At 57.7% G+C, this 20,768-nt stretch carries 23 protein-coding genes and 1 pseudogene; 11 read left to right on the top strand and 13 right to left on the bottom strand.

Annotated elements, in window-relative coordinates; all coding sequences use genetic code 11:
- Positions 1 to 67: 67 nt before the first annotated feature.
- Positions 68 to 364, bottom strand: coding sequence for a hypothetical protein (locus GHO25_RS10375; protein WP_048386172.1), 297 nt, complete (start codon positions 362 to 364; stop codon positions 68 to 70).
- A gap of 82 nt (positions 365 to 446) precedes the next feature.
- Between GHO25_RS10375 and GHO25_RS10370 the strand changes: the two genes are divergently transcribed.
- From GHO25_RS10370 to GHO25_RS10360, 3 genes are all read left to right on the top strand, one after another.
- A complete protein-coding gene (locus tag GHO25_RS10370) occupies positions 447 to 1,133 on the top strand; it encodes a spermidine synthase (protein ID WP_048371582.1) in 687 nt (228 codons plus the stop codon).
- 51 nt (positions 1,134 to 1,184) lie between these two features.
- Positions 1,185 to 1,559, top strand: a complete 375-nt coding sequence (locus tag GHO25_RS10365; protein ID WP_048386174.1) for a YajD family HNH nuclease — start codon at positions 1,185 to 1,187, stop codon at positions 1,557 to 1,559.
- Positions 1,560 to 1,643: 84 nt separating this feature from the next.
- Positions 1,644 to 2,114, top strand: a complete 471-nt coding sequence (locus tag GHO25_RS10360; RefSeq protein WP_048371586.1) for an RNA methyltransferase — start codon at positions 1,644 to 1,646, stop codon at positions 2,112 to 2,114.
- On the opposite strand, the gene GHO25_RS10355 is transcribed toward GHO25_RS10360, so the two are convergent.
- The 8 genes from GHO25_RS10355 to GHO25_RS10320 form a co-directional block, all read right to left on the bottom strand.
- The gene (locus GHO25_RS10355; RefSeq protein WP_048371588.1) at positions 2,111 to 3,160 is read right to left on the bottom strand and encodes an AI-2E family transporter; all 1,050 of its coding nucleotides are present in this window, start codon (positions 3,158 to 3,160) and stop codon (positions 2,111 to 2,113) included. The genes GHO25_RS10360 and GHO25_RS10355 overlap by 4 nt on opposite strands.
- 73 nt (positions 3,161 to 3,233) lie before the next feature.
- Positions 3,234 to 4,052 carry a DUF4892 domain-containing protein gene (locus tag GHO25_RS10350; RefSeq protein ID WP_153390733.1) on the bottom strand — a complete coding sequence of 273 codons (819 nt, stop codon included), beginning with the start codon at positions 4,050 to 4,052 and terminating at the stop codon, positions 3,234 to 3,236.
- A 112-nt stretch (positions 4,053 to 4,164) separates the two neighbouring features.
- Positions 4,165 to 5,019 carry an alpha/beta hydrolase gene (locus GHO25_RS10345; protein ID WP_123751978.1) on the bottom strand — a complete coding sequence of 285 codons (855 nt, stop codon included), beginning with the start codon at positions 5,017 to 5,019 and terminating at the stop codon, positions 4,165 to 4,167.
- Positions 5,020 to 5,031: 12 nt separating this feature from the next.
- Positions 5,032 to 5,832: an alpha/beta fold hydrolase gene (locus tag GHO25_RS10340; protein WP_153390732.1), complete on the bottom strand. Its 801-nt coding sequence runs from the start codon at positions 5,830 to 5,832 to the stop codon at positions 5,032 to 5,034.
- A gap of 109 nt (positions 5,833 to 5,941) precedes the next feature.
- On the bottom strand, positions 5,942 to 6,385 hold the full coding sequence (locus GHO25_RS10335) for a hotdog fold thioesterase (protein WP_153390731.1): 444 nt from the start codon (positions 6,383 to 6,385) through the stop codon (positions 5,942 to 5,944).
- Between the two features lie 121 nt (positions 6,386 to 6,506).
- Positions 6,507 to 6,959, bottom strand: coding sequence for a phosphohistidine phosphatase SixA (gene sixA / locus GHO25_RS10330; RefSeq protein ID WP_153390730.1), 453 nt, complete (start codon positions 6,957 to 6,959; stop codon positions 6,507 to 6,509).
- Positions 6,956 to 7,288 carry a DUF4389 domain-containing protein gene (locus tag GHO25_RS10325; RefSeq protein ID WP_048371599.1) on the bottom strand — a complete coding sequence of 111 codons (333 nt, stop codon included), beginning with the start codon at positions 7,286 to 7,288 and terminating at the stop codon, positions 6,956 to 6,958. Before GHO25_RS10325 ends, sixA begins: the two co-directional genes overlap by 4 nt.
- A gap of 18 nt (positions 7,289 to 7,306) precedes the next feature.
- Positions 7,307 to 8,332: an NAD(P)H-dependent glycerol-3-phosphate dehydrogenase gene (locus tag GHO25_RS10320; protein WP_048371600.1), complete on the bottom strand. Its 1,026-nt coding sequence runs from the start codon at positions 8,330 to 8,332 to the stop codon at positions 7,307 to 7,309.
- 236 nt (positions 8,333 to 8,568) lie between these two features.
- Between GHO25_RS10320 and GHO25_RS10315 the strand changes: the two genes are divergently transcribed.
- From GHO25_RS10315 to GHO25_RS10295, 5 genes are all read left to right on the top strand, one after another.
- Positions 8,569 to 10,467, top strand: a complete 1,899-nt coding sequence (locus GHO25_RS10315; RefSeq protein WP_153390729.1) for an ATP-binding protein — start codon at positions 8,569 to 8,571, stop codon at positions 10,465 to 10,467.
- 248 nt (positions 10,468 to 10,715) lie between these two features.
- Positions 10,716 to 11,231 (top strand): 3-hydroxyacyl-[acyl-carrier-protein] dehydratase FabA, encoded by a 516-nt coding sequence (gene fabA / locus GHO25_RS10310; RefSeq protein WP_032859207.1) that lies wholly within the window; start codon positions 10,716 to 10,718, stop codon positions 11,229 to 11,231.
- 11 nt (positions 11,232 to 11,242) lie between these two features.
- Complete coding sequence (fabB, locus tag GHO25_RS10305; protein WP_048371603.1) at positions 11,243 to 12,463, top strand: beta-ketoacyl-ACP synthase I; 1,221 nt, start codon at positions 11,243 to 11,245, stop codon at positions 12,461 to 12,463.
- A 127-nt stretch (positions 12,464 to 12,590) separates the two neighbouring features.
- Positions 12,591 to 13,007, top strand: coding sequence for an OsmC family protein (locus GHO25_RS10300; protein ID WP_048371605.1), 417 nt, complete (start codon positions 12,591 to 12,593; stop codon positions 13,005 to 13,007).
- Positions 13,008 to 13,066: 59 nt separating this feature from the next.
- A complete protein-coding gene (locus GHO25_RS10295; protein WP_153390728.1) occupies positions 13,067 to 13,927 on the top strand; it encodes a pirin family protein in 861 nt (286 codons plus the stop codon).
- A gap of 15 nt (positions 13,928 to 13,942) precedes the next feature.
- Here GHO25_RS10295 and GHO25_RS10290 read toward each other — a convergent pair whose 3' ends face one another.
- Positions 13,943 to 15,262, bottom strand: coding sequence for a Na+/H+ antiporter family protein (locus GHO25_RS10290; protein WP_048371609.1), 1,320 nt, complete (start codon positions 15,260 to 15,262; stop codon positions 13,943 to 13,945).
- Positions 15,263 to 15,568: 306 nt separating this feature from the next.
- Here GHO25_RS10290 and GHO25_RS26890 point away from each other — a divergent pair.
- Together GHO25_RS26890 and GHO25_RS26885 are read left to right on the top strand one after the other, a co-directional pair.
- Positions 15,569 to 16,858: pseudogene (locus tag GHO25_RS26890) on the top strand (HAMP domain-containing protein); the annotation flags it as partial.
- Positions 16,859 to 16,960: 102 nt separating this feature from the next.
- Entirely contained in the window at positions 16,961 to 17,716 is a 756-nt protein-coding gene (locus tag GHO25_RS26885; protein WP_372240933.1) for a methyl-accepting chemotaxis protein, read from the top strand.
- A gap of 45 nt (positions 17,717 to 17,761) precedes the next feature.
- Here the strand turns inward: GHO25_RS26885 and GHO25_RS10280 are convergent, their stop codons facing one another.
- The 3 genes from GHO25_RS10280 to GHO25_RS10270 are packed head-to-tail and all read right to left on the bottom strand — an operon-like array spanning position 17,762 to position 20,063.
- Positions 17,762 to 19,081: a sensor histidine kinase gene (locus GHO25_RS10280; protein ID WP_178110052.1), complete on the bottom strand. Its 1,320-nt coding sequence runs from the start codon at positions 19,079 to 19,081 to the stop codon at positions 17,762 to 17,764.
- On the bottom strand, positions 19,078 to 19,746 hold the full coding sequence (locus tag GHO25_RS10275) for a response regulator transcription factor (protein ID WP_048371615.1): 669 nt from the start codon (positions 19,744 to 19,746) through the stop codon (positions 19,078 to 19,080). Before GHO25_RS10275 ends, GHO25_RS10280 begins: the two co-directional genes overlap by 4 nt.
- The gene (locus tag GHO25_RS10270) at positions 19,746 to 20,063 is read right to left on the bottom strand and encodes a PepSY domain-containing protein (RefSeq protein ID WP_372240932.1); all 318 of its coding nucleotides are present in this window, start codon (positions 20,061 to 20,063) and stop codon (positions 19,746 to 19,748) included. The genes GHO25_RS10275 and GHO25_RS10270 overlap by 1 nt, the downstream gene beginning before the upstream one ends.
- Positions 20,064 to 20,249: 186 nt before the next feature.
- Here GHO25_RS10270 and queD point away from each other — a divergent pair, with 186 nt between their 5' ends.
- Positions 20,250 to 20,606: a 6-carboxytetrahydropterin synthase QueD gene (gene queD / locus GHO25_RS10265; RefSeq protein ID WP_048386287.1), complete on the top strand. Its 357-nt coding sequence runs from the start codon at positions 20,250 to 20,252 to the stop codon at positions 20,604 to 20,606.
- Positions 20,607 to 20,768 lie beyond the last annotated feature (162 nt).

Genomic DNA, 20,768 nt, shown 5'->3' with positions numbered 1-20,768 from the left:
GGTTGTCGGCCTGCAAGCAACGGGTTGCGCTGCAACCCTTCGCAGCCTGCGGCAGCGACTACGGCGTTCAGTCCGCCGGGATCTTGGCTTTCGGGTCTTTGGCTTCAAGCCCGGGTATCGGCTGATCTTTGGGCGGTGGCTGCGGCAGGTCTATCGGCGGCAGCGGCACCAGACTGCTGTTGCCGGGGGCAGGCTTGGGCGCTGCACGCGGGGTGACCTGCGGGTATGGCGTAGGTGTAGCAGTGCCCGGCGAACCCGGTGCGGGTGTCACCGGGACACTCGGAATGGGAGTTAACTCCGCTGCCTGAGCCGCACTTATCGAGAGCGCGCCCCACACAATGGCCGTTAGAATAGTGCGTTTCATCAATGACTCCGTTGCCAGACCAGCTTGTATGCCGTCAGGCTACTCGCAACCAGCTGATTTTGTCCTCTTCTATGAGACTTCCATGAAACGTTTTGTTTTGCTCGACACCACCCCGATCCCCGAAAATGGCGGCGCCTTGTGCCTGTTTGAGTATGGTGAAGACTTCGTTATCAAGATTCAGGGGGGTGACGGCGGCCAGTTGATGAACACCCGCATGCATGGTTCTGAAGATGCTTTGGCTGAGATCCCTTGCCGTAAAGTGGCCGGTCGCACGAACTCACGGGTGCTGATTGGCGGCCTGGGCATGGGCTTCACCCTGGCTGCGGCCCTCAAACATTTGGGCAAGACTGCCGAAGTGGTGGTCGCGGAACTGGTGCCGGGCGTTGTGGAATGGAACCGCGGCCCGCTCGGCGAGAAAGCCGGCAACCCCTTGCAGGACCCGCGTGCGGTGATTCGTGTCGAGGACGTGGCCAAGGTGTTGCAAGCCGAACCCAACGGCTTTGACGCGATCATGCTCGACGTCGATAACGGCCCCGAAGGCCTGACCCAAAAAGCCAATAGCTGGCTGTACTCGGCCGGTGGCTTGAGTGCTTGTGCCAAGGCATTGCGCCCCAAAGGCGTGCTGGCCGTCTGGTCGGCAAGCGCCGACAAGCAGTTTTCGGACAAGCTGCGCAAAGCAGGCTTCAAATCCGAGGAAGTGCAAGTCTTCGCCCACGGCAACAAGGGCACGCGCCACACAATCTGGATTGCGGAAAAAATCAAAGGCTGATCAACAGCTAAACTTCACGACATAACCGTCATTCGTCTTAAGGTGAACCCCATGAGTTCAGCAAACCCACCCTCCCACACCGCCAAGCTGGACCGCATCCTGGCCGATGCCCAGCGTGACCGTGAAATGGGCTATCGCGACAAAGCCCTGAAAATGTACCCCCACGTGTGCGGCCGCTGCACCCGTGAGTTCTCTGGCAAGCGCCTGAGCGAGTTGACGGTTCATCACCGCGACCACAACCATGACAACAACCCGCAGGACGGCTCCAACTGGGAGCTGCTGTGCTTGTACTGCCATGACAACGAACACTCGCGCTACACCGACCAGCAGTACTTTTCGGACAGCTCACTCAGCACCCCTAAAGTTGCCAAGGCCACTCATAACCCGTTTGCGGCGTTGGCCGGGCTGATGAAAAAAGACGAGTAAGGGCTTCTTGTCGCCGGGTGTTGGGGCCGGTGGGCGGGCCATGTGCTGGTATACTCGCGTCTTTTTTCAGAAAGGCACCGGCACGTGGCAGACAAACGGTACAGCTGCATTGGTTTGTATAACCCCAAATCACCGGAAAACGTCGGCTCGGTGATGCGTGCGGCTGGTTGCTACAACGTGGCTTCGGTGTTTTACACCGGCAAACGTTATGAGCGCGCCCGCGATTTCATCACCGATACCAAGAAGATCCATCAGGATATTCCGCTGATTGGCATCGACGACCTCAAAAAAATCATCCCGCTGGGCTGCATCCCGGTCGCTGTTGAGCTGGTCGAGGGCGCACGCTCTTTGCCCGAGTACACGCACCCGGACCGGGCGATTTACATCTTTGGCCCCGAAGACGGCTCGCTGGATAAAGAGGTGCTGGACTGGTGTGAGGATGTGATTTACATCCCGACCAATGGCTGCATGAACCTTGCAGCCACGGTCAATGTGGTGTTGTACGACCGCCTGGCCAAGGGCAAGAACACGCGTTCTGGCCCCAAGTTCGGTTAAGGTTTTTTACCGTACTGCTGGCCGGTGCTCCAATCGACCAGCAGGCTGTAAGCAATCGCCAACAAGGTCGGCCCGATAAACAGGCCGATAAAGCCGAAGGCGATCAACCCGCCAAAGACTCCCAGCAATACGATCACCAACGGCAAGTTGCCGCCCCGGCTGATCAGGTAGGGTTTAAGCACGTTGTCGACACCGCTGATGATCAGCGTGCCCCAGATACCCAGGAATATCGCCATGCCATACTCGCCCTTCCAGGCCAGCCAGGCGGTGGCCGGGATCCAGACCAAGGGCGGGCCCATGGGGATCAGGCTGAGCAGGAAGGTGGCCAAACCGAGTACCAGCGCCCCCGGTACACCGGCGATCAAAAAGCCGATCAGCGCCAGCAAGGCCTGGGCTGCTGCAGTGCCAATCACCCCGTTAACCACCCGCTGCACGGTGCCTGCCACCAATTCCTGATAGTAATCTGCGCGCTCGCCGATCAGCCGCACCAGCAGGCTATGGACGAACATCGCCAGGCGCGGGCCGTCCCGGTAGAAAAAGAACACGAAGACAATGCTCAGGGTCAGCTCAAGAATCCCGCCGCCGATTTGCGCACTGCGCGCCAGCAGCCAGTTACCCACCTGCCCCAGGTAAGGTTTGACCGCCACGATCATGGCCGCACCTTGCTGATCGATGGTGTTCCACATGCCGACCAGCCGCTCACCGACCAGCGGAATGCCAGCAAGCCAGGTCGGCGCTTCGGGCAAGCCTTCAAGCTGTACATCTTTGACAAACGTGGTGGCGTCACGCACGTGGTCTGCCAGGTTAAAGCCCAACCACACCAGCGGCCCGGCCACCAGCAGCATCCAGCCAACGGTCAGGATGCTGGCGGCCAATGTCTCGCGACCGTTGAGCCAGCGCGTTAAAAGACGCATCAAGGGCCAACTGGCGAATGCCAGCACCGCCCCCCAGAACAAAGCCGACCAAAACGGTGCCATCACCCACAGGCTGGCGCCGAACAGCACCACGAGCAGGATCTGCACCAACAGGCGATCGTTATTGAGCATGTAGGTTCCGCAGACAATTGAGGTTTCGAATAGAAGCGACGACTACCAGAGTGTAGCCGCCGTTTTGCAGGGTTTAGCGCAACAACTCCAGATGCAGGCCCTTGGCCGGTTTGGTCCCCAGGTCCATGCGAGCGGCGCGTACACCGCCTTTGATCAAGGCATCACGCCAGGCCGCTGCGTTGGCGCCGGTCAAACTGACCCGGGAGGTGACATCAAGGTTCAATGCCCGGGCGATCAGGGTGACCCATTGTGCGTCCGGCTCACCGGTCAGTTTCGGGAAGTCCAGCTCGCCTGTGCTTTTCAACTGGCGTTGCAAGGTCGCTGAGGTGGGCAGCAGGTCGCCCAGATCGGCGCTGGCCTGGAGTTGCTCGACGTGCAGATAAGCTTTGCGCCCGCCCCGATTGATGCCATACAAGGCGACCAGCTGATTCTGCTCTGGCGCGGCCCGGCGCATCAACAGGTAGGACTGTTGATCATCCGCCCCCACGAGTTTGGAGTTGCCGAACACTTCATTGGCCCACAGGCTGCTTTCACCGCAGTCGCGGCCCTGACACCAGAACAGCAGCTCGGCGCCTTCTTTTTGCAAGGCTTCACGGGCTGCCGTAAAGGCTTCAGAGCCCGTATGCTCGGCGGGCAGTTCGTACGTCACGGCGGTGGTTTGACCACGGCTGTTGACCTGCCCTTCAAAACGCAGACGGCCACTGATTTTGCGGATTGAGCCCATGGGGTAAATGCGTTCGATGTCGGGCTTTACGCTGTAATCGACAATTTGCGCGTCGGCCAGCCGGGGCAGACCTTGCAGGTCGTGGCTGCCTGGCACATCCGCAGCCCATGCCCAAGTACTCAGGCAACTCAGGCCCAGCGCCCAGATAAAACGAGTGGGTATGTTCATCGGCGTCTCACGGTTGAGAGCGGATGGCCTTTGCAGGGCGCAGCGGTGTAGTGATCCATGATGGTTGTCTCCCCTTTCAAGCCGCCAAGCCTCGACAGTTGGCCTGCGCAAGTCAAGGAGTGACGAAGAACCGATTGAAACAGTCTGCAACAAGGGTTGCCCCGGCCTCGTCATTCAGGTGCAAATGATGACCGCCGGCTAACCGTTCCAAGGTAAAGGGTAGACGATCCAACAGCTCAGGGTGGCTGGCCAGCATGCCCTCTTCGGCTACCACCAAGGTGGTCGGGCACGTGACCCGGCGCACGAACGACATGGCCTGTGCATCGGTCAGTCGAAGCGGTGACGGCAACGTCAAGCGGCTGTCACTGCGCCAGCTGTAGCCTCCAGGCACGGGCATCAAGCCACGCTGGGCAAGCAGTTCGGCCGCTTCGCGACTGACAGCCACCATGCCCTTCATGCGCGCTTCAATGGCTCGATCAAGGGTGGGGTGTACCGATTTGCGCTTGTGCCCATGGGCCAGTTGCGCCTCAAGGGCCTTGCCCATGTTCTCGGCCGCGTCAATGTCGGGGCCGCTGCGCAGGACGATGCCGTCGATCAAGGCCAACCGGGTGACCCGCTCGGGGAACGAGCCCGCGATGATCACCGAGACAATCGCGCCCAGCGAATGCCCCAACAGGGCAAACTGCTTCCAGCCCAGTTGCTCGGCGACACACAGCACGTCAAACGCGTAATCGGCCAGCGCATAACCCGCCCCACGCGGGCGGTGATCCGAGTGGCCGTGACCGGCGAAGTCCACTGCCACGATGCGCAAGCCTGAGAGTTTGGGCGCCAGCCGGGCAAAGCTGTTGGCGTTGTCCAGCCAGCCATGCAGGGCGATGACCGGCAGCCCGTCTTGCGGGCCAAATATATGCGCTGCCAGTTCGATATGCGGCAGGCTCAGACGGATTTCTTCAACCACAGGGCTCATGCAGGGTGCTCTTTAGAGGCCGGGTTGACGCAGTTCCCAGCGGGCAAAAATGTGTTTGAGCAGGTGGGCGGTTTCTTGCGGCTGCTCCAGCGGGAACATGTGCCCGCCCGGCACGCTCAGCGACTCACCGAGAGGCAAACGCGCCACGCCGCGGGCATGATGGCGCATGACCACGCGGCTGTCTTGCCCCCGCACCACGGTTAAAGGCACCTGCAATTGCAGGATACGTCCGGGACTGGTGTGGGGAACACCGCGGTAGATGTTGATTTCAGTGGCCGGATCAAAGCTCAGGCGCAAGCGGTCATCAACGGCTTGCAGGCCATGCTCGAGGTAGGCATCAAAACAATCGGGGTCGAAGCTGCGAAACAACGCCTTGCCCGCGAAGTATTCCCGTGCAGCTGCGCGGTCAGCAAACTCTTCACGGCGCCCCAGGGTACGACCTGCCAGGGTGAGGCGGTCGATAAAGCCAAAACGCTTGGCGGCACGAATCATCCATTGGTCGGCTACTGTCAGCACCGGCGAATCCAGCATGACCACGCCTTTGTACAAATGCGGGCAGCGTAACGCGGCGTGCAGGTGCAACATGCCGCCCAGCGAATGGCCGACGCCGAGCACCGGCTCGTCTTGTTGTTGCAGGTGATAAATCAGCTCATCGACCAGATTGCGCCAGTTGTTGTCCACCGGGAACCGCGGGTCGTGCCCGTGCTGCGGCAAACGGGCAACGCTGAAGTCCGGCGCCAGGGCGTCAAACAATTTGCCGTAGGTGCCTGAAGGGAATCCATTGGCATGGGCGAAGAAAATCTGCCGAGACATACAAGGCGTCCATACATAGGAAGTACGCCTTATTGTCTGTAGGAATATTCCTCACAACAACGACCGTATGCGCCATGAAAGGCGACACAACGGCCATTACCGTGCCGAATCAGCGCGCTGGGGGTGTTTCGCCCAGCGGGACGACGGCGATGGTCAGTCGCGAAATGCAATTAAGTTTGCCGTTGTCTTCGGTCAGGCGAATATCCCAGACATGGGTGGTGCGCCCCATATGAACCGGCTTTGCCACCGCACTCACCCGCCCGCTACGCACGCCGCGCAGGTGGTTGGCGTTGACCTCCAGACCTACGCAATAGAACTTTTTGGTGTCTATGCACAGGTAGCTGGCCATCGAACCGAGGGTTTCGGCCAGTACCACCGAAGCCCCGCCATGCAACAAACCGAACGGCTGATGAGTGCGGTGATCCACCACCATACTCGCGGTGATCGACTGGTCATCGTAGGCATCAAAGGTAATGTCGAGCACGTCGCAGATGGTGTTTTTACGCATCTCGTTAAGGTGCGCGAGGTCCGGCTGGGTGGTCCACAAACTCATGGGTCATTCCTTGCTCTGTGAGTGATGGCTGTCATTTTGTCGTAGGATTTTTCGACAACCTGAGCCCAACTATCTTTCACACGGACCTGATTCTGCAACTGTTGCTACAACGGGGGTTTGCCTACCGGGGGTTATGCACACTCAGCAAGGTCATGCAGCCGGCCAGCGGCCACTCCCCTTCGAGCTCCGCCAGGCTGGCGGTGTGCATCGGCTGCGGCTGACGCACATGACCGTGCTGCAACAGGCTGATCAGCTCACCCACGAAAGGCTGATGGCTGACCAACAATACATTGCCACTGTCTGGCAGCTTGCTGGCGGCGAACTTGGGCTCGCTTTCTGGGGTCAGCCACGGCACGGTGATGAACTCACCGGTAAACCCCAGGGCCTCGCGCACCAACTCAGCGGTTTGCTGAGCCCGTACATACGGGCTGACCAAAATGCGCTCCAGGGGTTTGCCTATCAAGTGTGCGGCGCTGTAGAGCACTTGATCACGACCATGGGCCGTGAGTTCGCGCTCGGCATCACGTCGGGCGTGAGGCTGAGCTTCGCCGTGACGCAAAATCCACAGCTTCATGGCTTGGTCTCGGTGCCGTTCGAAGGAGCGACGTAAGGGGCTTCACCTTCTGGCGCACGCGGTGCTGGCCAGTCAGCAAAAGGCCAGGGCTTTTGCTCGGTGTGAAAGCTGCCAAAGCGCCCGATCTGGGCGAGATAAAGGCTCAGGCTGTCACCAAAGTTCATCAGACAGCCATTGGGGGCGCCGTACACCAGGCGATAAATCAATTGCACCAGCACCAGGCCGCCGAGCACCAATTGCGCGACTTGCCAGACCAATAGAAAAACCAGCATCCACAGCACGCGTATCACGATGGATTCGTACTTGGGGGCGTTATTGCTGTCACTCATGTGCTGCTCCTGTGTTGCTCAGTTGAAACCACTGGTGGAGATAAAGTCGACATCGGTCTTGGGTTCTGCGCGCATCAACAGCTCGATCACCTGGTTGAGCGTACGGCCTTCAAACAGAATGGCATGCAGCCCGGCCACCAACGGCATGTAAACGTTCAGTTCCTGCGCTTTGGCCTTGAGCACCTTGAGGGTATTCACGCCCTCGGCCACTTCGCCCAAACGGGCGACCGCGTCTTCCAGGCTCAGCCCCTGCCCCAACGCATACCCGACCTGATAGTTACGGCTTTTGGGCGATGAACAGGTCACGATCAAATCGCCTACACCCGCCAAGCCGAGAAAAGTCATCGGATTAGCGCCTTGGCTGACAGCAAAACGAGTCATTTCTGCCAACGCGCGGGTAATCAACATACTTTTGGTGTTTTCCCCCATGCCCAGCGCCACCGCCATGCCGGCGATGATGGCGTAGACGTTTTTCAACGCCCCGCCCAGCTCTACACCGAAGCGGTCGGCGCTGGCATACACGCGGAAGGTACGCCCGTGCAAGGCACTCTGCACCTGGGTGCAGAGTGCTTCATCAGCGCTGGCCACCACGGTGGCGGTTAGTGCATGTTCTGCCACTTCACGGGCCAGGTTGGGGCCGGACAACACGCCGATGCGGGCCTGAGGGGCGATCTCTTCGAGGATTTCGCTCATCAGTTTAAAACTGTGGGCTTCGATGCCCTTGGTCAGGCTTACCAGCATTTTGCCGCTCAAACGCTCGGCGTGGGGCGCCAGCACGCTGCGCAACGCGCTGGAAGGCAGCGCCACAAAGCACAACTGGCAGCTCTGCAGCGTGGCTTGCAGGTCGGTGACCGGCTCAACACCCGGATGAATTTTGATGCCTTTGAGGTAGCGCGGGTTTTCTCGATTGAGGCGCATCGCCTCGGCTTGCTCGGGGTCGCGCATCCACTGGTGCACACGATGACCGTTTTCTGCCAGCAAGTTGGCCACGGCGGTGCCAAAACTACCGCCTCCCAAGACCGCAATAGCGTGCTGTTCAGTCATATGCAATCCCGTCTTCCATCTAGCAGTGGCAATGCTCGCATTATACGGGCCGCCAGCCCTGCGACCAGCCCCATAGCGCATCGCTCTGGCACCGTTGCTTTGAAGCGCACCCTGCCGGTCGTTTTGCACACTTAAAGCCCGATAAATAGGCGGCCCTGACTGTCAAAGTGTGACAGCTCAGTTACCATGCCGCTCTGAAGGTAGCTGAGAAGCACAACTGAAGGGATTCATCATTCATGACGACACGTAGTCGCTGGGATATTCACACCCGCACGCAGATGATGAGTCTGGGCCCAGCTTTATTGATCACCTTGTTGCTGATCAGTTTTTTCACCTGTGTACGGATCCAGGACTTGCGCCAGGAGCTGAACTACACCGGTCAGTTGATTGCCAACCAATTGGCCCCGGCCAGTGAATACGGGGTCATTACCGGTAATGCGGTGATCCTGCAAAGCCTGATCACCGCCTCGCTGAACACCCCCCACGTCGAATTTGTGCAGATCCAGGACAGTGCCGGCAAGACGCTGGCTCGCGCTGAAAAAGCGGCGTTTTCCCCATCGCAAGGGGCCAAATTTGAGGTTTTTCAGGCGCCAGTGCGCTGGCAGAGAGGCCACTCAGGCGATGTGTTTTTACGCAACAACCTGCAAGCCTCTGCGCCAGAAGAGGATTACCTGGGCCGCGTGATGGTGGGTATGTCCAACGATGCATTCAGCAAGCGCCAACAAGAGATCCTGCTCAAAGCGGTGATTCTTGCGCTCTTCGCCCTGGGTTTTACCTTCCTCTTGGCACGGCGCCTGGCGGCGAACCTGTCCAAACCCATCAGCGACATGAGCAAAACCGTCAAGGCCATCCAGCACGGTGATTACAAGGCTCCCCTGCCGGTGGTTGACGATGGCGAACTGGGCAGCCTGGCCCAACATATCAATAATCTGGCTTCGGGCCTTGAACAGGCGAGCCGTGAGCAGCAGACGGCTATAACGCAATTGACTCAGGCGCGCGAAGAAGCCGAGAGCGCCAACCGCGCTAAAACTGAATTTTTGGCGATGATGAGCCATGAGTTGCGCACGCCCATGAATGGCGTGCTGGGAATGCTGCAACTGCTCGAAACCACCGAGATGACTGAAGAGCAAAAGGAGTACGCAGACCTTGCCTCGGCGTCTACTGAGCACTTGTTGAAGGTGATCAATGACATTCTCGACTTCTCGAGGATCGAACGCTCGACGCTGGAACTTGAGCACATTGCGTTCAACTTGCTGGATTTGATCGATAACTGCGCACAAACGTTCCAGTTCAGTGCAGGCCAGCGGGGTTTGCTGCTGCAACTGGCATTGCCTGAAGGCTTGTCGGCCTTGCACGTCCTTGGCGATCCGACCCGGATACGGCAAATTCTGGTCAACCTGATTGGCAATGCCTTGAAATTTACCGAGCGCGGCAACGTCAGCATTGAAGCTAAATGGCAGCCGCTGGATCACCAGTTGATTTGGTTTACCTGCACGGTGCGCGATAGCGGAATCGGGATCAGCAACGAAAAACTTGAATCCATGTTTGACGCCTTTCAGCAAGCGGACAGTTCGATATCCCGGCGTTATGGCGGCACCGGCCTGGGCCTGCCCATCGCCCGCACGCTGGCTGAGCGCATGGGCGGTACGTTGCGCGCCAAGAGTGAGGAAGGCCAGGGTTCGGTGTTCACCCTGGAAATTCCGCTGGAGCTGCACCAACCCGTGACCCTGAACCAACCGCCGGCGCTGGCTGCACAACCGCCCACGGGCCAGGGCGGCAAAGTGCTGTTGGTGGAGGATAATCCGGTCAATCAGACGGTCATTGAAGCCACCCTGCGAAGCCTTGGCTACGAAGTGTGCGTGGTCAGTGATGGTGCACAAGCCATTCACCAGGCCAATACCGAAGACTATGTGGCGATCCTGATGGATTGCCGTCTTCCCATCATTGATGGCTATGAGGCCACCCGGCAAATTCGCCAATTGGCAGGCTGCAGGACGGTGCCCATTATCGCGTTGACCGCCAACGCCTTGCAGGGAGACAGGGAAAACTGCCTGCAAGCCGGTATGAACGATTACCTTGCAAAGCCGTTCAAACGAACCGATCTGGAACAAATTCTGCAGTGCTGGGTCCAGTAACTTGTGGCTAAAGAGCCACCTGCGACTGGCGTAAAATGCAAAAGTGCGGCAGTCTTAGGCACCCGAATGGGCCCCTGAACCGGCCCGATTTAAATTTTCAGTGCACAAGTGTACATTCCTGTCCTTTGCGCTGTGACTTTCACTACAACGCAATAGTCTATGTGTAGGCTGGCGAACTGAGACAACATGTTTCGGTTGGTCGGGAAGATTTGCCCCACCCTGCCGCATGGGATTATTGAGGAGCTCGCATGACCAAACAAAACGCCTTTACTCGGGAAGATCTGCTGCGCTGTAGCCGCGGCGAACTGTTCGGCCCAGGTAACGCGCAACTGCCCGCCCCTAACATGCTGATGGTGGATCGCATTACCCATATCAGTGAAGAAGGCGGCAAGTACGGCAAAGGTGAATTGGTCGCCGAGCTGGATATCACTCCAGACCTGTGGTTTTTTGCCTGCCACTTTGAAGGCGATCCAGTGATGCCGGGCTGCCTGGGCCTCGACGCCATGTGGCAGCTGGTTGGCTTTTACCTGGGCTGGCAGGGTTTGCCGGGCCGCGGTCGTGCCCTGGGTTCGGGCGAAGTGAAGTTCTTTGGCCAGGTTTTGCCGACCGCCAAGAAAGTCACCTACAACATTCACATCAAACGCGTCCTCAAGGGCAAGCTGAACCTGGCCATTGCCGATGGTTCGGTGACTGTCGACGGTCGCGAGATTTATACCGCTGAAGGCCTTCGGGTCGGCGTGTTCACTTCAACTGACAACTTTTAAGGGTTATCCGCATGCGCCGCGTCGTTATCACTGGTCTGGGCATTGTTTCGTGCCTGGGCAATGACAAAGAGACCGTCTCCGCTAACCTGCGTGCTAGTCGCCCTGGCATCCGCTTCAACCCGGAATACGCCGAAATGGGTCTGCGTAGCCAGGTTTCCGGCTCCATCGACCTGAACCTCGAAGAGCTGATCGATCGCAAGATTTATCGCTTTGTTGGTCATGCAGCGGCTTACGCCTACCTGGCCATGAAAGACGCCATCACTGATTCGGGCCTGACCGAGGAGCAAGTCTCCAACCCGCGTACTGGCCTGATCGCCGGTTCCGGCGGTGCGTCGACCCTGAACCAAATGGAAGCGCTGGACATCCTGCGCGAAAAAGGCGTTAAACGTGTCGGCCCATACCGTGTAACGCGGACCATGAGCAGCACCGTGTCCGCTTGCCTGGCGACACCGTTCAAGATCAAGGGCCTGAACTACTCCATCGCTTCTGCCTGCGCCACCAGTGCTCACTGCATCGGTCACGCCATGGAACAGATCCAGATGGGCAAGCAGGACATCGTTTTCGCCGGTGGCGGTGAAGAGGAGCACTGGAGCCAGTCGTTCCTGTTCGACGCAATGGGCGCGCTGTCCAGCAAGCGCAATGACACTCCTGAACAAGCTTCCCGTGCCTACGACGCCGACCGTGACGGTTTCGTCATCGCTGGCGGTGGCGGTATGGTCGTGGTCGAAGAGCTGGAACACGCTCTGGCCCGTGGCGCCAAGATCTACGCTGAAATCGTTGGCTACGGCGCAACGTCTGACGGCTATGACATGGTTGCTCCGAGCGGCGAAGGCGCTATCCGCTGCATGCAGATGGCAATGTCGACGGTCGATGCACCGATCGACTACATCAACACCCACGGCACATCGACTCCGGTTGGCGATGTGGCAGAGATGAAAGGCATTCGCGAAGTTTTCGCAGACAAGGCACCGCCGATCAGCTCGACCAAGAGCCTGTCGGGTCACTCCTTGGGCGCCGCAGGCGTTCACGAAGCGATCTACTGCATGCTGATGATGGAAGGCAACTTCATTGCGGGCTCCGCCAACATTGATGAACTGGACCCGGCGGTTGCCGACATGCCAGTGCTGACCAAAACCCGTGAAGATGCAACGATCAACACCGTGATGAGCAACAGCTTCGGCTTCGGCGGCACTAACGCCACTCTGGTTCTGAAGCGCTGGGAAGGCAAGTAAGCCCTCCCCCCGCTCACTGAAAATGCCCCGACCTGGTCGGGGCATTTTTTTTGCCCGATGGAACGTACAACCCGGTGCAGTGCTCTATAAAGATCAGGACCTTTATCACTCCACTCTGAGGTTTGCCATGACCGTTACCGTCAACACCGTGTCCCACGAAGGTTTTCGTCACAGCATTAAAATCGACGATTACGAAGTGTTTACTGATGTTCCCAAAGCGATCGGTGGAGAGGGTTCAGCCCCGTCTCCGCACGATTATTTCGACGCCGCGCTGGGCGCCTGCAAAGCATTGACGCTCAAGCTCTATGCGCAAAAGAAAGACATTCCGCTTACCGGGGTGACTGTTGAGGTCAAGCACGATGCCAGCGAAGAGCAACAAGGCAAATACGCGCTGCACGTGAAACTGACCCTCAAGGGCGTATTAACCGACCAACAGCGCGAAGAGCTGCATAAGGTCGCCGACAAGTGCCCGGTGCACAAGCTGATGACCACCGCTGACGTCACCATCGAAACGCACTTGTCAGAAGGCGCTTTCAGTCAGTAATGCGGGCTTGGCGAGCGTTGGGTTATGCTCAACGCTCCCTTTACAGCCTGGACGGGCCCATGCCGACATTCACCGTGATTCAACCGCGCGCCGAAGACGTCGAGGGCCAGCCGATCTTGCGCCCGCTGCCTTCAGCCAAAAGCCGCAGTGTCGGGCCGTTTGTTTTTTTCGATCACATGTTGGTGACCAATTACCCGCCTGGGTACGGCATGAATATCCAACAGCATCCGCACATTGGCCTTTCGACCCTGACTTACCTGTTTGAAGGCCAATTGCAGCACAAAGACAGTTTGGGCTCAGACCAGTTGGTCGGGCCTGGCGAAGTCAGCTGGATGACCGCAGGCGCCGCGATTGCCCATATTGAGCGTACCCCCGCCCCGCTACGCGAGCAGGGCTCGACCTTGCACGGCCTGCAAGTGTGGCTGGCGTCGCCTAAAGAACACGAGCAAGGCGCAGGTTCGTATAGCCATCACCCGGCCGACAGCCTGCCCGTGAGCGATAGCCTGGGGGTCCGCGTGCGAATGATTGCCGGAACAGGCTTTTGCCTGGAGTCGCCGGTGCCGGTGCTTTCACCGACGGTGTATGCCGAAATCCATATGCACACAGCCACCACCCTGTTGATCCCTGATGAACATCAGGAGCGGGCGCTGTATGTGTTGCAAGGCGACATGCAGCTGGAAGGCCAAACACTGGAGCCACACAGCCTGGTACTGCTGCCGGCGGGTGAAGCACTGACCCTGAGCGTAGACAGCGATTGCCACGCAGTGCTGATTGGCGGCGCGCCGCTCGATGGGCCGCGACGCATGAACTGGAATTTCGTTGCCAGCGACCGCGAGTTGATTGAGCGGGCTAGAGCCCGCTGGGCGGCAGGCGATTGGCCGACCGTCCCTTTCGAGAGCGGCCGGATTGAGTTGCCCTGAAGGCCTGAGACGGCCTTAGAGGATCATCGCTGCGGCCCAGCCGAAGGCCAGCAGTGGCAGGTTGTAGTGCAAAAAGGTCGGCACCACGGTGTCCCAGATGTGGTGATGCTGGCCGTCGATGTTCAAACCGGAGGTCGGGCCCAAGGTTGAGTCCGACGCTGGCGAGCCTGCATCCCCCAACGCGCCTGCCGTACCGACGATGCACACAATCGCCATCGGGCTAAAACCCAGTTGCACGCAAAGCGGTACGAAGATCGCGGCCAGAATAGGCACCGTCGAAAATGAAGAACCAATCCCCATGGTCACCAGCAACCCGACCAGCAGCATGAGCAACGCGCCTACGCCCTGGCTGTGATTGATCCAGCCCGCCGAGGCTTCAACCAGTGATTTCACCTCGCCCGTGGCTTTCATGACTTCTGCAAAGCCTGAGGCGGCGATCATGATGAAACCGATCATGGCCATCATTTTCATGCCTTCGGTGAACAGGTCGTCGGTCTCGCGCCAACGCACAATCCCCGACACCGAGAAAATCAGAAAACCGACCAGGGCGCCGATAATCATCGAACCCAGCCACAGCTGAATGATGAACGCGGACGCAATCGCGACCCCGGCCACCAGCAGGGTCAACGGGTTGTAGTTGATCGCGGTCTGTTCAACCTGCTCGATCTTGGCCAGGTCATATTCACGCTTTTTGCGGTAGCTGATGAACACCGCCACCAGCAGGCCAACCAGCATGCCCAGCGCAGGGATAGCCATGGCGTGGGTGACATTGACCTGGCTGATGTCAACGCCACTTTTGCTGACGTTGGCGAGCAGAATCTGGTTGAGGAAAATATTGCCAAAACCAACCGGCAGGAACATGTACGGCGTGATCAAACCAAAGGTCATGACACAGGCAACCAAGCGGCGGTCGATCTTCAGTTTGGTCAGCACATACAGCAAAGGCGGAACCAACAGCGGGATGAAAGCGATATGAATCGGCAAGATGTTCTGCGAGCAAATCGCAACCACCAGCAGTAACCCGATCAATAGCCATTTGACCCTATTGCCGCCGACAGCCTGCTGCTTGTTGACCATCGCCAAGGCTCTGTCGGCCAGGGCATGAGCCAGCCCGGACTTGGCGATCGCGACTGCGAAAGCGCCCAGCAAGGCGTAAGACAACGCCACAGTGGCTCCGCCGCCCAAGCCGCTGTTGAACGCCTCGAGCGTGGCCTCGATGCTCAGGCCGCCCACCAACCCGCCTACCACCGCACCCACAATCAGTGCGATGACCACATGCACACGGGACAGACTGAGCACCAACATGATGCCGACCGCGGCAATTACTGCATTCATAGTTACAACCTCATAGTACGCACCACGATAAAAACACCGTAAAGCGGAAAACTCCGGGCAATAGACTGCTGTTCCAGTCGCCGGATTTGGAAAGGAGGGCTTATTTGAGGGCGCACACTTTGCAGGAGCATCGGCGCCTTGTCAAAGCGCAGGCCAGAAGCGATCGCCAGACCACTGAAAAAGCAATTTATCCCTAGTATTTACAAGGCTTTAGCGCAATTTTTTTAACATGAAATTTCGCTTTTTGTCGTAAAGAAATGTGTCAAATGGCCGCTAAGGGTAAAAGCCTCTTTTTAGGATGTCTCCATGTCGCTCAGACAGCTTTCCATACAGTGGAAAATCACCCTGCTCGCCGGGCTTTGCCTTGTGGGTATTGTTGCCCTGCTGGTAGGGCTTTCTCTCTACCGCATGGAGTACACCTCCAGCCTGGTAGAAGCCTCAAGCGCAAAAATGCTCAATGAGTCAGCCCAAGCGCGTATTGAAGCTCAGGGTGAGGCGCAGGCCCAGGCCATTAGCCGTCAATTCATGGACGCCTACCAATACGGAAACGGCTTTGCCCGCCAAGTCCTGTTTTTGCGTGAGCAATCTGAAAAGCGCTTTCTGGATGCCTTCGACCTGCGTGAGGACCTGACTCACCAAGTAAAAGCGGCGTTGCAGGCCAACCCTGACTTACTCGGCCTGTCGTTGGTGTTTGAAGCCAACGCACTGGATGGCAAAGACAAGTTGTTTGAGCATCAACCCGTACTGGGCAGCAACGACAAAGGCCGCTTTGCCCTTTATTGGTCACAGCCGACACCCGGCAAGCTGACCTCAATGGCGCTGCCTGAAACCGATATGTCCGACACCAGTATCGGACCGAGCGGTCAGGCCAATAACTCATGGTTTACCTGCCCACGTGCGACGCTAAAGCCGTGCATTATCGAACCATACTTTTATGACATTGACGGGCAACGGGTGCTGATGACCAGCATCGTTTTCCCGCTGATGGTCGATGGCAAGGTGATCGCTTCGCTCTCCGTTGATATCAACCTCAACAGCCTGCAAGCCATGAGTGTGCAGGCCAGTAAAAAACTGTACGACGGGCAAACCAACGTCGGCATCATCACCTCGGCAGGCTTGCTGTCGGGTTTCAGCGCGGATGCCAGCAAGCTAAGCCTGCGCCTGAATCAGGTCGACCCTAATGACGGTGCCAAACTGACAGAGTTGATGAACAGCGCGGGTCAGACCGAGAGCATCCGCAACCATCAACGTTTGAAAGTGCTGACACCGTTTTTCCCGATTCCTGGCAGCAAACCTTGGGGGGTCTTGCTCGATGTGCCTGAAAAGGTACTGGTAGGACCGGCACAAGTGCTTCAGGCCGACCTGGAGGCGCGTAATACCGCTGGCACCCTGATTGAGTTGGGGCTGGGTTCGCTGGCGGCGATCATCGGTTTACTGTTGGTATGGCTGATGGCGCGCAGCGTGACTCGCCCGATACTGGGTGTTGCGCGCATGCTGGAGGACATTGCCAGCGGCGAAGGTGACCTGACGCGCCGTCTGGAGTACGACAAGAAAGATGAGCTTGGGCAATTGGCGGGCTGGTTCAACCGCTTCCTCGACAAACTGCAACCGATCATTGCCGAAGTTAAACGCTCCGTGCAGGACGCTCGCAGCACCGCTGACCAGTCGGCGGCGATTGCGACCCAGACCAGCGCAGGCATGGAGCAGCAATATCGCCAGGTGGATCAGGTGGCCACAGCGTCTCATGAAATGAGCGCAACGGCTCAGGACGTCGCTCGCAGTGCTGCACAGGCCGCTCAAGCCGCACGTGACGCCGATCAGGCTACGCGCCAGGGCCTGACCATCATTGACCGCACAACCAACAGCATTGATCACTTGGCCGCTGACATGAGCGAGGCGATGGTGCAAGTGGAAGGATTGGCGGCCAACAGCGAGAAAATTGGTTCTGTACTGGAAGTGATCCGCGCCATTGCCGAGCAAACCAACTTGCTCGCCCTGAATGCAGCGATTGAAGCAGCACGTGCCGGTGAAGCCGGCCGTGGATTTGCCGTAGTGGCGGACGAAGTGCGTAACCTGGCGCGACGCACTCAGGAGTCGGTCGAAGAAACTCGCCAAGTGATCGAGCAACTTCAAGTGGGCACCCAAGAAGTCGTGTCGTCCATGGGCAACAGTCATCGTCAGGCTCAGGGCAGTGTCGAGCAAGTAGGACAAGCGGTCACTGCCCTGCAGCAAATCGGCGAGGCGGTGACAGTCATTACTGACATGAACTTGCAGATTGCCAGTGCCGCAGAAGAACAAAGTGCCGTGGCCGAAGAGATTAACCACAACGTGGCCACGATTCGTGATGTCACCGAGTCGTTGTCCGGGCAGGCCAATGAGTCGGCACGGGTAAGCCAGTCGCTGAACTCGCTGGCGAATCAGCAACAAAACCTGATGGATCAGTTCCGCGTGTGACGTGACAGCCAAGAGGCGCCTGTTGGCCTGAGCCGCTGGCGCCTCTTAACGTTTACGCTTGTGCAGTTCGATGATCACTGACAAGCCGCCCAGCGGGCCGGTTTCAAGCCTCATCTCCCCTCCCCATGCCTCCACAATATCGCGCACGATGCCCAAGCCCAGGCCATGGCCGCTGACTTGTTCGTCCAAACGAGCGCCACGGCTGAAGACCTGATCACGCTCGGACTCAGGAATACCGGGACCATCGTCCTGGACCTCTATGACAAATCCATTCGGATTTTGCTGAACACTCAGTTCAACCTGGGAGTCGGCCCATTTACAGGCGTTATCCAATAAGTTGCCTAGCAGTTCGAGCATGTCTTCACGGTCCCAAGGCATCTGCAGCCCGGGCGAGGCATTTAGACCCAAGTGCAGGTGATCGCCATGAATCATGCCCAGCGTGGACATTAAGGCAGGCAGTTCTGCATCGCCGTCAAACTGGGCACCCGGCAAGGCATCACCGGCCAGCCGGGCACGATTAAGCTCACGAGTCATCCGCTGTTGAATATGCTCCAGTTGCTCGCGCAGGCTTTGTTGCAACTGAGGGTAGTGCTCAAATTGCGGGTCATTGACCAAGCTGTATAAGACCGCCAGAGGCGTTTTTAAGGCATGCCCCAAGTTGCCCAGGGCATTTCGCGAGCGCTTCAAGGTGTCTTCAGTGTGGCTCAACAGGTGGTTTATCTGTGTGACCAAAGGCTCAAGTTCAAGGGGAACCTGGGTGTCCAGCTGTGAGCGTTGACCTGATTGCAATTGCACGATTTGTTTGCGCGCGGTTTCCAGTGGCCGCAGTGCTCGACGGACGGTGAGCCGCTGCATGAGCAAGATGACCATGAGCGCAACGATGCCAATGCCCAGACCAATTCTCTGCACTTGCTTGAAGCTTTCTCGTATCGGCGTGTAGTCCTGAGCCACTGTGATGGAAACAGGCTGGCCAAAGCGCAGGTAATCGCTGCGCAGGAGCAGCAACATCTGGCCTTCCGGGCCGGGTTGAAGCGTGCTGTCCAGGCCGGGCTGCTTGGGTCTGGGTAATTGCGCGTCCCACAGTGAGCGCGAGCGCCAATGAGTGTCGCCAAATTCGATACTGAAATAATGCCCTGAAAACGGACGCTGATAAGCGGGCGACAGGCGTCGCTCATCCAGCTGTAAGCCTAGAGGACCACGGCTCAGCGCGACTAACAGGTTTTCGCTGTCAATCTGCAGGCCAGACTCTAAATATCGCTGAAGGCCATTTTCAAATAGCCAGAGGCTGACCTGGCTCACCACCAGGCCCGATAGCAATAAGACACTGATCAGGCCAATGCTCAAGCGCCGCTGAATGGACTTCACTGATCACCAGACCCGAAGATATAGCCCTGCCCGCGACGGGTTTCTATGACAGATCGGCCGAGCTTGCGCCGCAAATGGTTCACATGAACCTCAAGCACATTGGAGTCGCGTTCTGTTTCACCGTCGTAGAGATGCTCAGCCAAATGGCTTTTGGAGAGGATCTGTTGGGGGTGGAGCATAAAGTAGCGCAACAGGCGAAACTCGGCAGCGGTCAGTTGTACCTCACTCTCGCCGTGGGTAACAGATTGGCGCGACTCGTCCAAGTGCAACCCTGCGGATTTAAGCAGCGGCTGGTTCGACTGACCATGAGAGCGGCGCAGCAGCGCTTGTACACGCAGTTGCAGCTCTTCAGGGTGGAAGGGTTTGGTTACGTAATCATCGGCTCCGGCCTTGAGCCCTTCAATCCGCTCAGACCATGAGCTGCGGGCGGTCAGGATCAGCACCGGCGTGGCAAGCCCCTGTGTGCGCCATTGTTTAAGGACGTCGATACCGGGAACACCCGGCAAACCCAGATCGAGAATAATCAAATCGTACGGCTCACTTTGCCCCTGATACAGGGCATCACGGCCGTCTGCCAGCCAATCCACTGCATACCCCAAGCGCGTTAGCCCGGTTATCAATTCGTCAGCCAAGGGAACATGGTCTTCAACCAGCAACAACCGCATTAATCATCTACCTCATCTTTGAGTAGCTGGCCATCTGCGGCATTCAGCTTGAGTTCACGGACGACACCGTCCTGAGTCAGCAACTCAACTTCGTAAACATACATGTCATCATCCTCTTCCAGCTCCGCTTCGAGCAGCTTGGCCTTAGGGTGATATTCGAATGCCTTTTGAAGCAGTTGCTCCAGGGGCAAGATGACGCCTTTTTCTCGCAAACGCAGCGCTTCGTCCTGATCCAGGTCCCGGGAGAAGACCAAACAGGAAAACGTAATAAGCAGCAGTGCAACACAGCCTCGAACGTACTGATTCACGGTGATCACTTACCTCCGATGCATGCCACGTTAAAAATGCGGACTATAGCGTTGTTGGCTTAATTGAAACTGAATATGCAGGTCTGTCTGCCCGTTGGCCTGGAGCTTGATTGTCGTTAGCCGTGCGTTAACTGCTAAACTGCCGCCCTGCATTCATCGCCCAAGCGATAGCCACCTTTCAGAGCTATAAACACTGTGGAAATTTTTAAAGAGTTTACCTTCGAATCCGCGCATCGGTTGCCTTACGTCCCTGAAGGCCATAAATGCGGTCGTTTGCATGGGCATTCATTCAAGGTTGCAATCCATTTGAGTGGCGACATTGATCCTGCAACCGGCTGGATCCGCGACTTCTCGGAAATCAAAGCGATTTTCAAGCCGCTGTATGAGCAACTCGACCATAACTACTTGAACGATATTCCTGGCTTGGAAAATCCAACCAGCGAAGTATTGGCCAAGTGGATTTGGCAACAGCTCAAGCCCTTGCTTCCAGAACTGTCAGCCATTCGAATTCACGAAACGTGCACCAGCGGCTGCATTTATTACGGCGACTGAACGCCTGGGTATAAAGAAACCACCTTAGCGGTGGTTTTTTTATGTCTGGAATTTGAACTGCAAGCTGCAAGCTGCAAGCTGCAAGGTAAGCGTCCGGGCATCCCGTCTTGCGCAACTAAGCCGGTTGCCATCGATGCGGCAACAACTCCCCAATCTCACTCG

The sequence above is a fragment of the Pseudomonas sp. FSL R10-1350 genome, assembly GCF_009600525.1.
Lineage (GTDB): Bacteria > Pseudomonadota > Gammaproteobacteria > Pseudomonadales > Pseudomonadaceae > Aquipseudomonas > Aquipseudomonas helleri.
The sequence above is the reverse complement of the archived record's forward strand: the minus strand, read 5'-3'. Positions and strand labels throughout refer to the sequence as shown.

Bases quoted from the DNA above. Each gene is read 5' to 3' on its own strand.
- fabA (WP_032859207.1), top strand. From the start codon at position 10,716: ATGACCAAACAAAACGCCTTTACTCGGGAAGATCTGCTGCGCTGTAGC.
- GHO25_RS10375 (WP_048386172.1), bottom strand. From the start codon at position 364: ATGAAACGCACTATTCTAACGGCCATTGTGTGGGGCGCGCTCTCGATA.
- GHO25_RS10275 (WP_048371615.1), bottom strand. From the start codon at position 19,746: ATGCGGTTGTTGCTGGTTGAAGACCATGTTCCCTTGGCTGACGAATTG.
- GHO25_RS10325 (WP_048371599.1), bottom strand. From the start codon at position 7,288: ATGAGTGACAGCAATAACGCCCCCAAGTACGAATCCATCGTGATACGC.
- GHO25_RS10300 (WP_048371605.1), top strand. From the start codon at position 12,591: ATGACCGTTACCGTCAACACCGTGTCCCACGAAGGTTTTCGTCACAGC.
- GHO25_RS10340 (WP_153390732.1), bottom strand. From the start codon at position 5,832: ATGTCTCGGCAGATTTTCTTCGCCCATGCCAATGGATTCCCTTCAGGC.
- GHO25_RS10370 (WP_048371582.1), top strand. From the start codon at position 447: ATGAAACGTTTTGTTTTGCTCGACACCACCCCGATCCCCGAAAATGGC.
- GHO25_RS10335 (WP_153390731.1), bottom strand. From the start codon at position 6,385: ATGAGTTTGTGGACCACCCAGCCGGACCTCGCGCACCTTAACGAGATG.
- GHO25_RS10345 (WP_123751978.1), bottom strand. From the start codon at position 5,019: ATGAGCCCTGTGGTTGAAGAAATCCGTCTGAGCCTGCCGCATATCGAA.
- GHO25_RS10290 (WP_048371609.1), bottom strand. From the start codon at position 15,262: ATGAATGCAGTAATTGCCGCGGTCGGCATCATGTTGGTGCTCAGTCTG.
- GHO25_RS10295 (WP_153390728.1), top strand. From the start codon at position 13,067: ATGCCGACATTCACCGTGATTCAACCGCGCGCCGAAGACGTCGAGGGC.
- sixA (WP_153390730.1), bottom strand. From the start codon at position 6,959: ATGAAGCTGTGGATTTTGCGTCACGGCGAAGCTCAGCCTCACGCCCGA.
- GHO25_RS10355 (WP_048371588.1), bottom strand. From the start codon at position 3,160: ATGCTCAATAACGATCGCCTGTTGGTGCAGATCCTGCTCGTGGTGCTG.
- GHO25_RS10365 (WP_048386174.1), top strand. From the start codon at position 1,185: ATGAGTTCAGCAAACCCACCCTCCCACACCGCCAAGCTGGACCGCATC.
- GHO25_RS10320 (WP_048371600.1), bottom strand. From the start codon at position 8,332: ATGACTGAACAGCACGCTATTGCGGTCTTGGGAGGCGGTAGTTTTGGC.
- GHO25_RS10350 (WP_153390733.1), bottom strand. From the start codon at position 4,052: ATGAACATACCCACTCGTTTTATCTGGGCGCTGGGCCTGAGTTGCCTG.
- GHO25_RS26885 (WP_372240933.1), top strand. From the start codon at position 16,961: ATGGAGCAGCAATATCGCCAGGTGGATCAGGTGGCCACAGCGTCTCAT.
- GHO25_RS10315 (WP_153390729.1), top strand. From the start codon at position 8,569: ATGACGACACGTAGTCGCTGGGATATTCACACCCGCACGCAGATGATG.
- fabB (WP_048371603.1), top strand. From the start codon at position 11,243: ATGCGCCGCGTCGTTATCACTGGTCTGGGCATTGTTTCGTGCCTGGGC.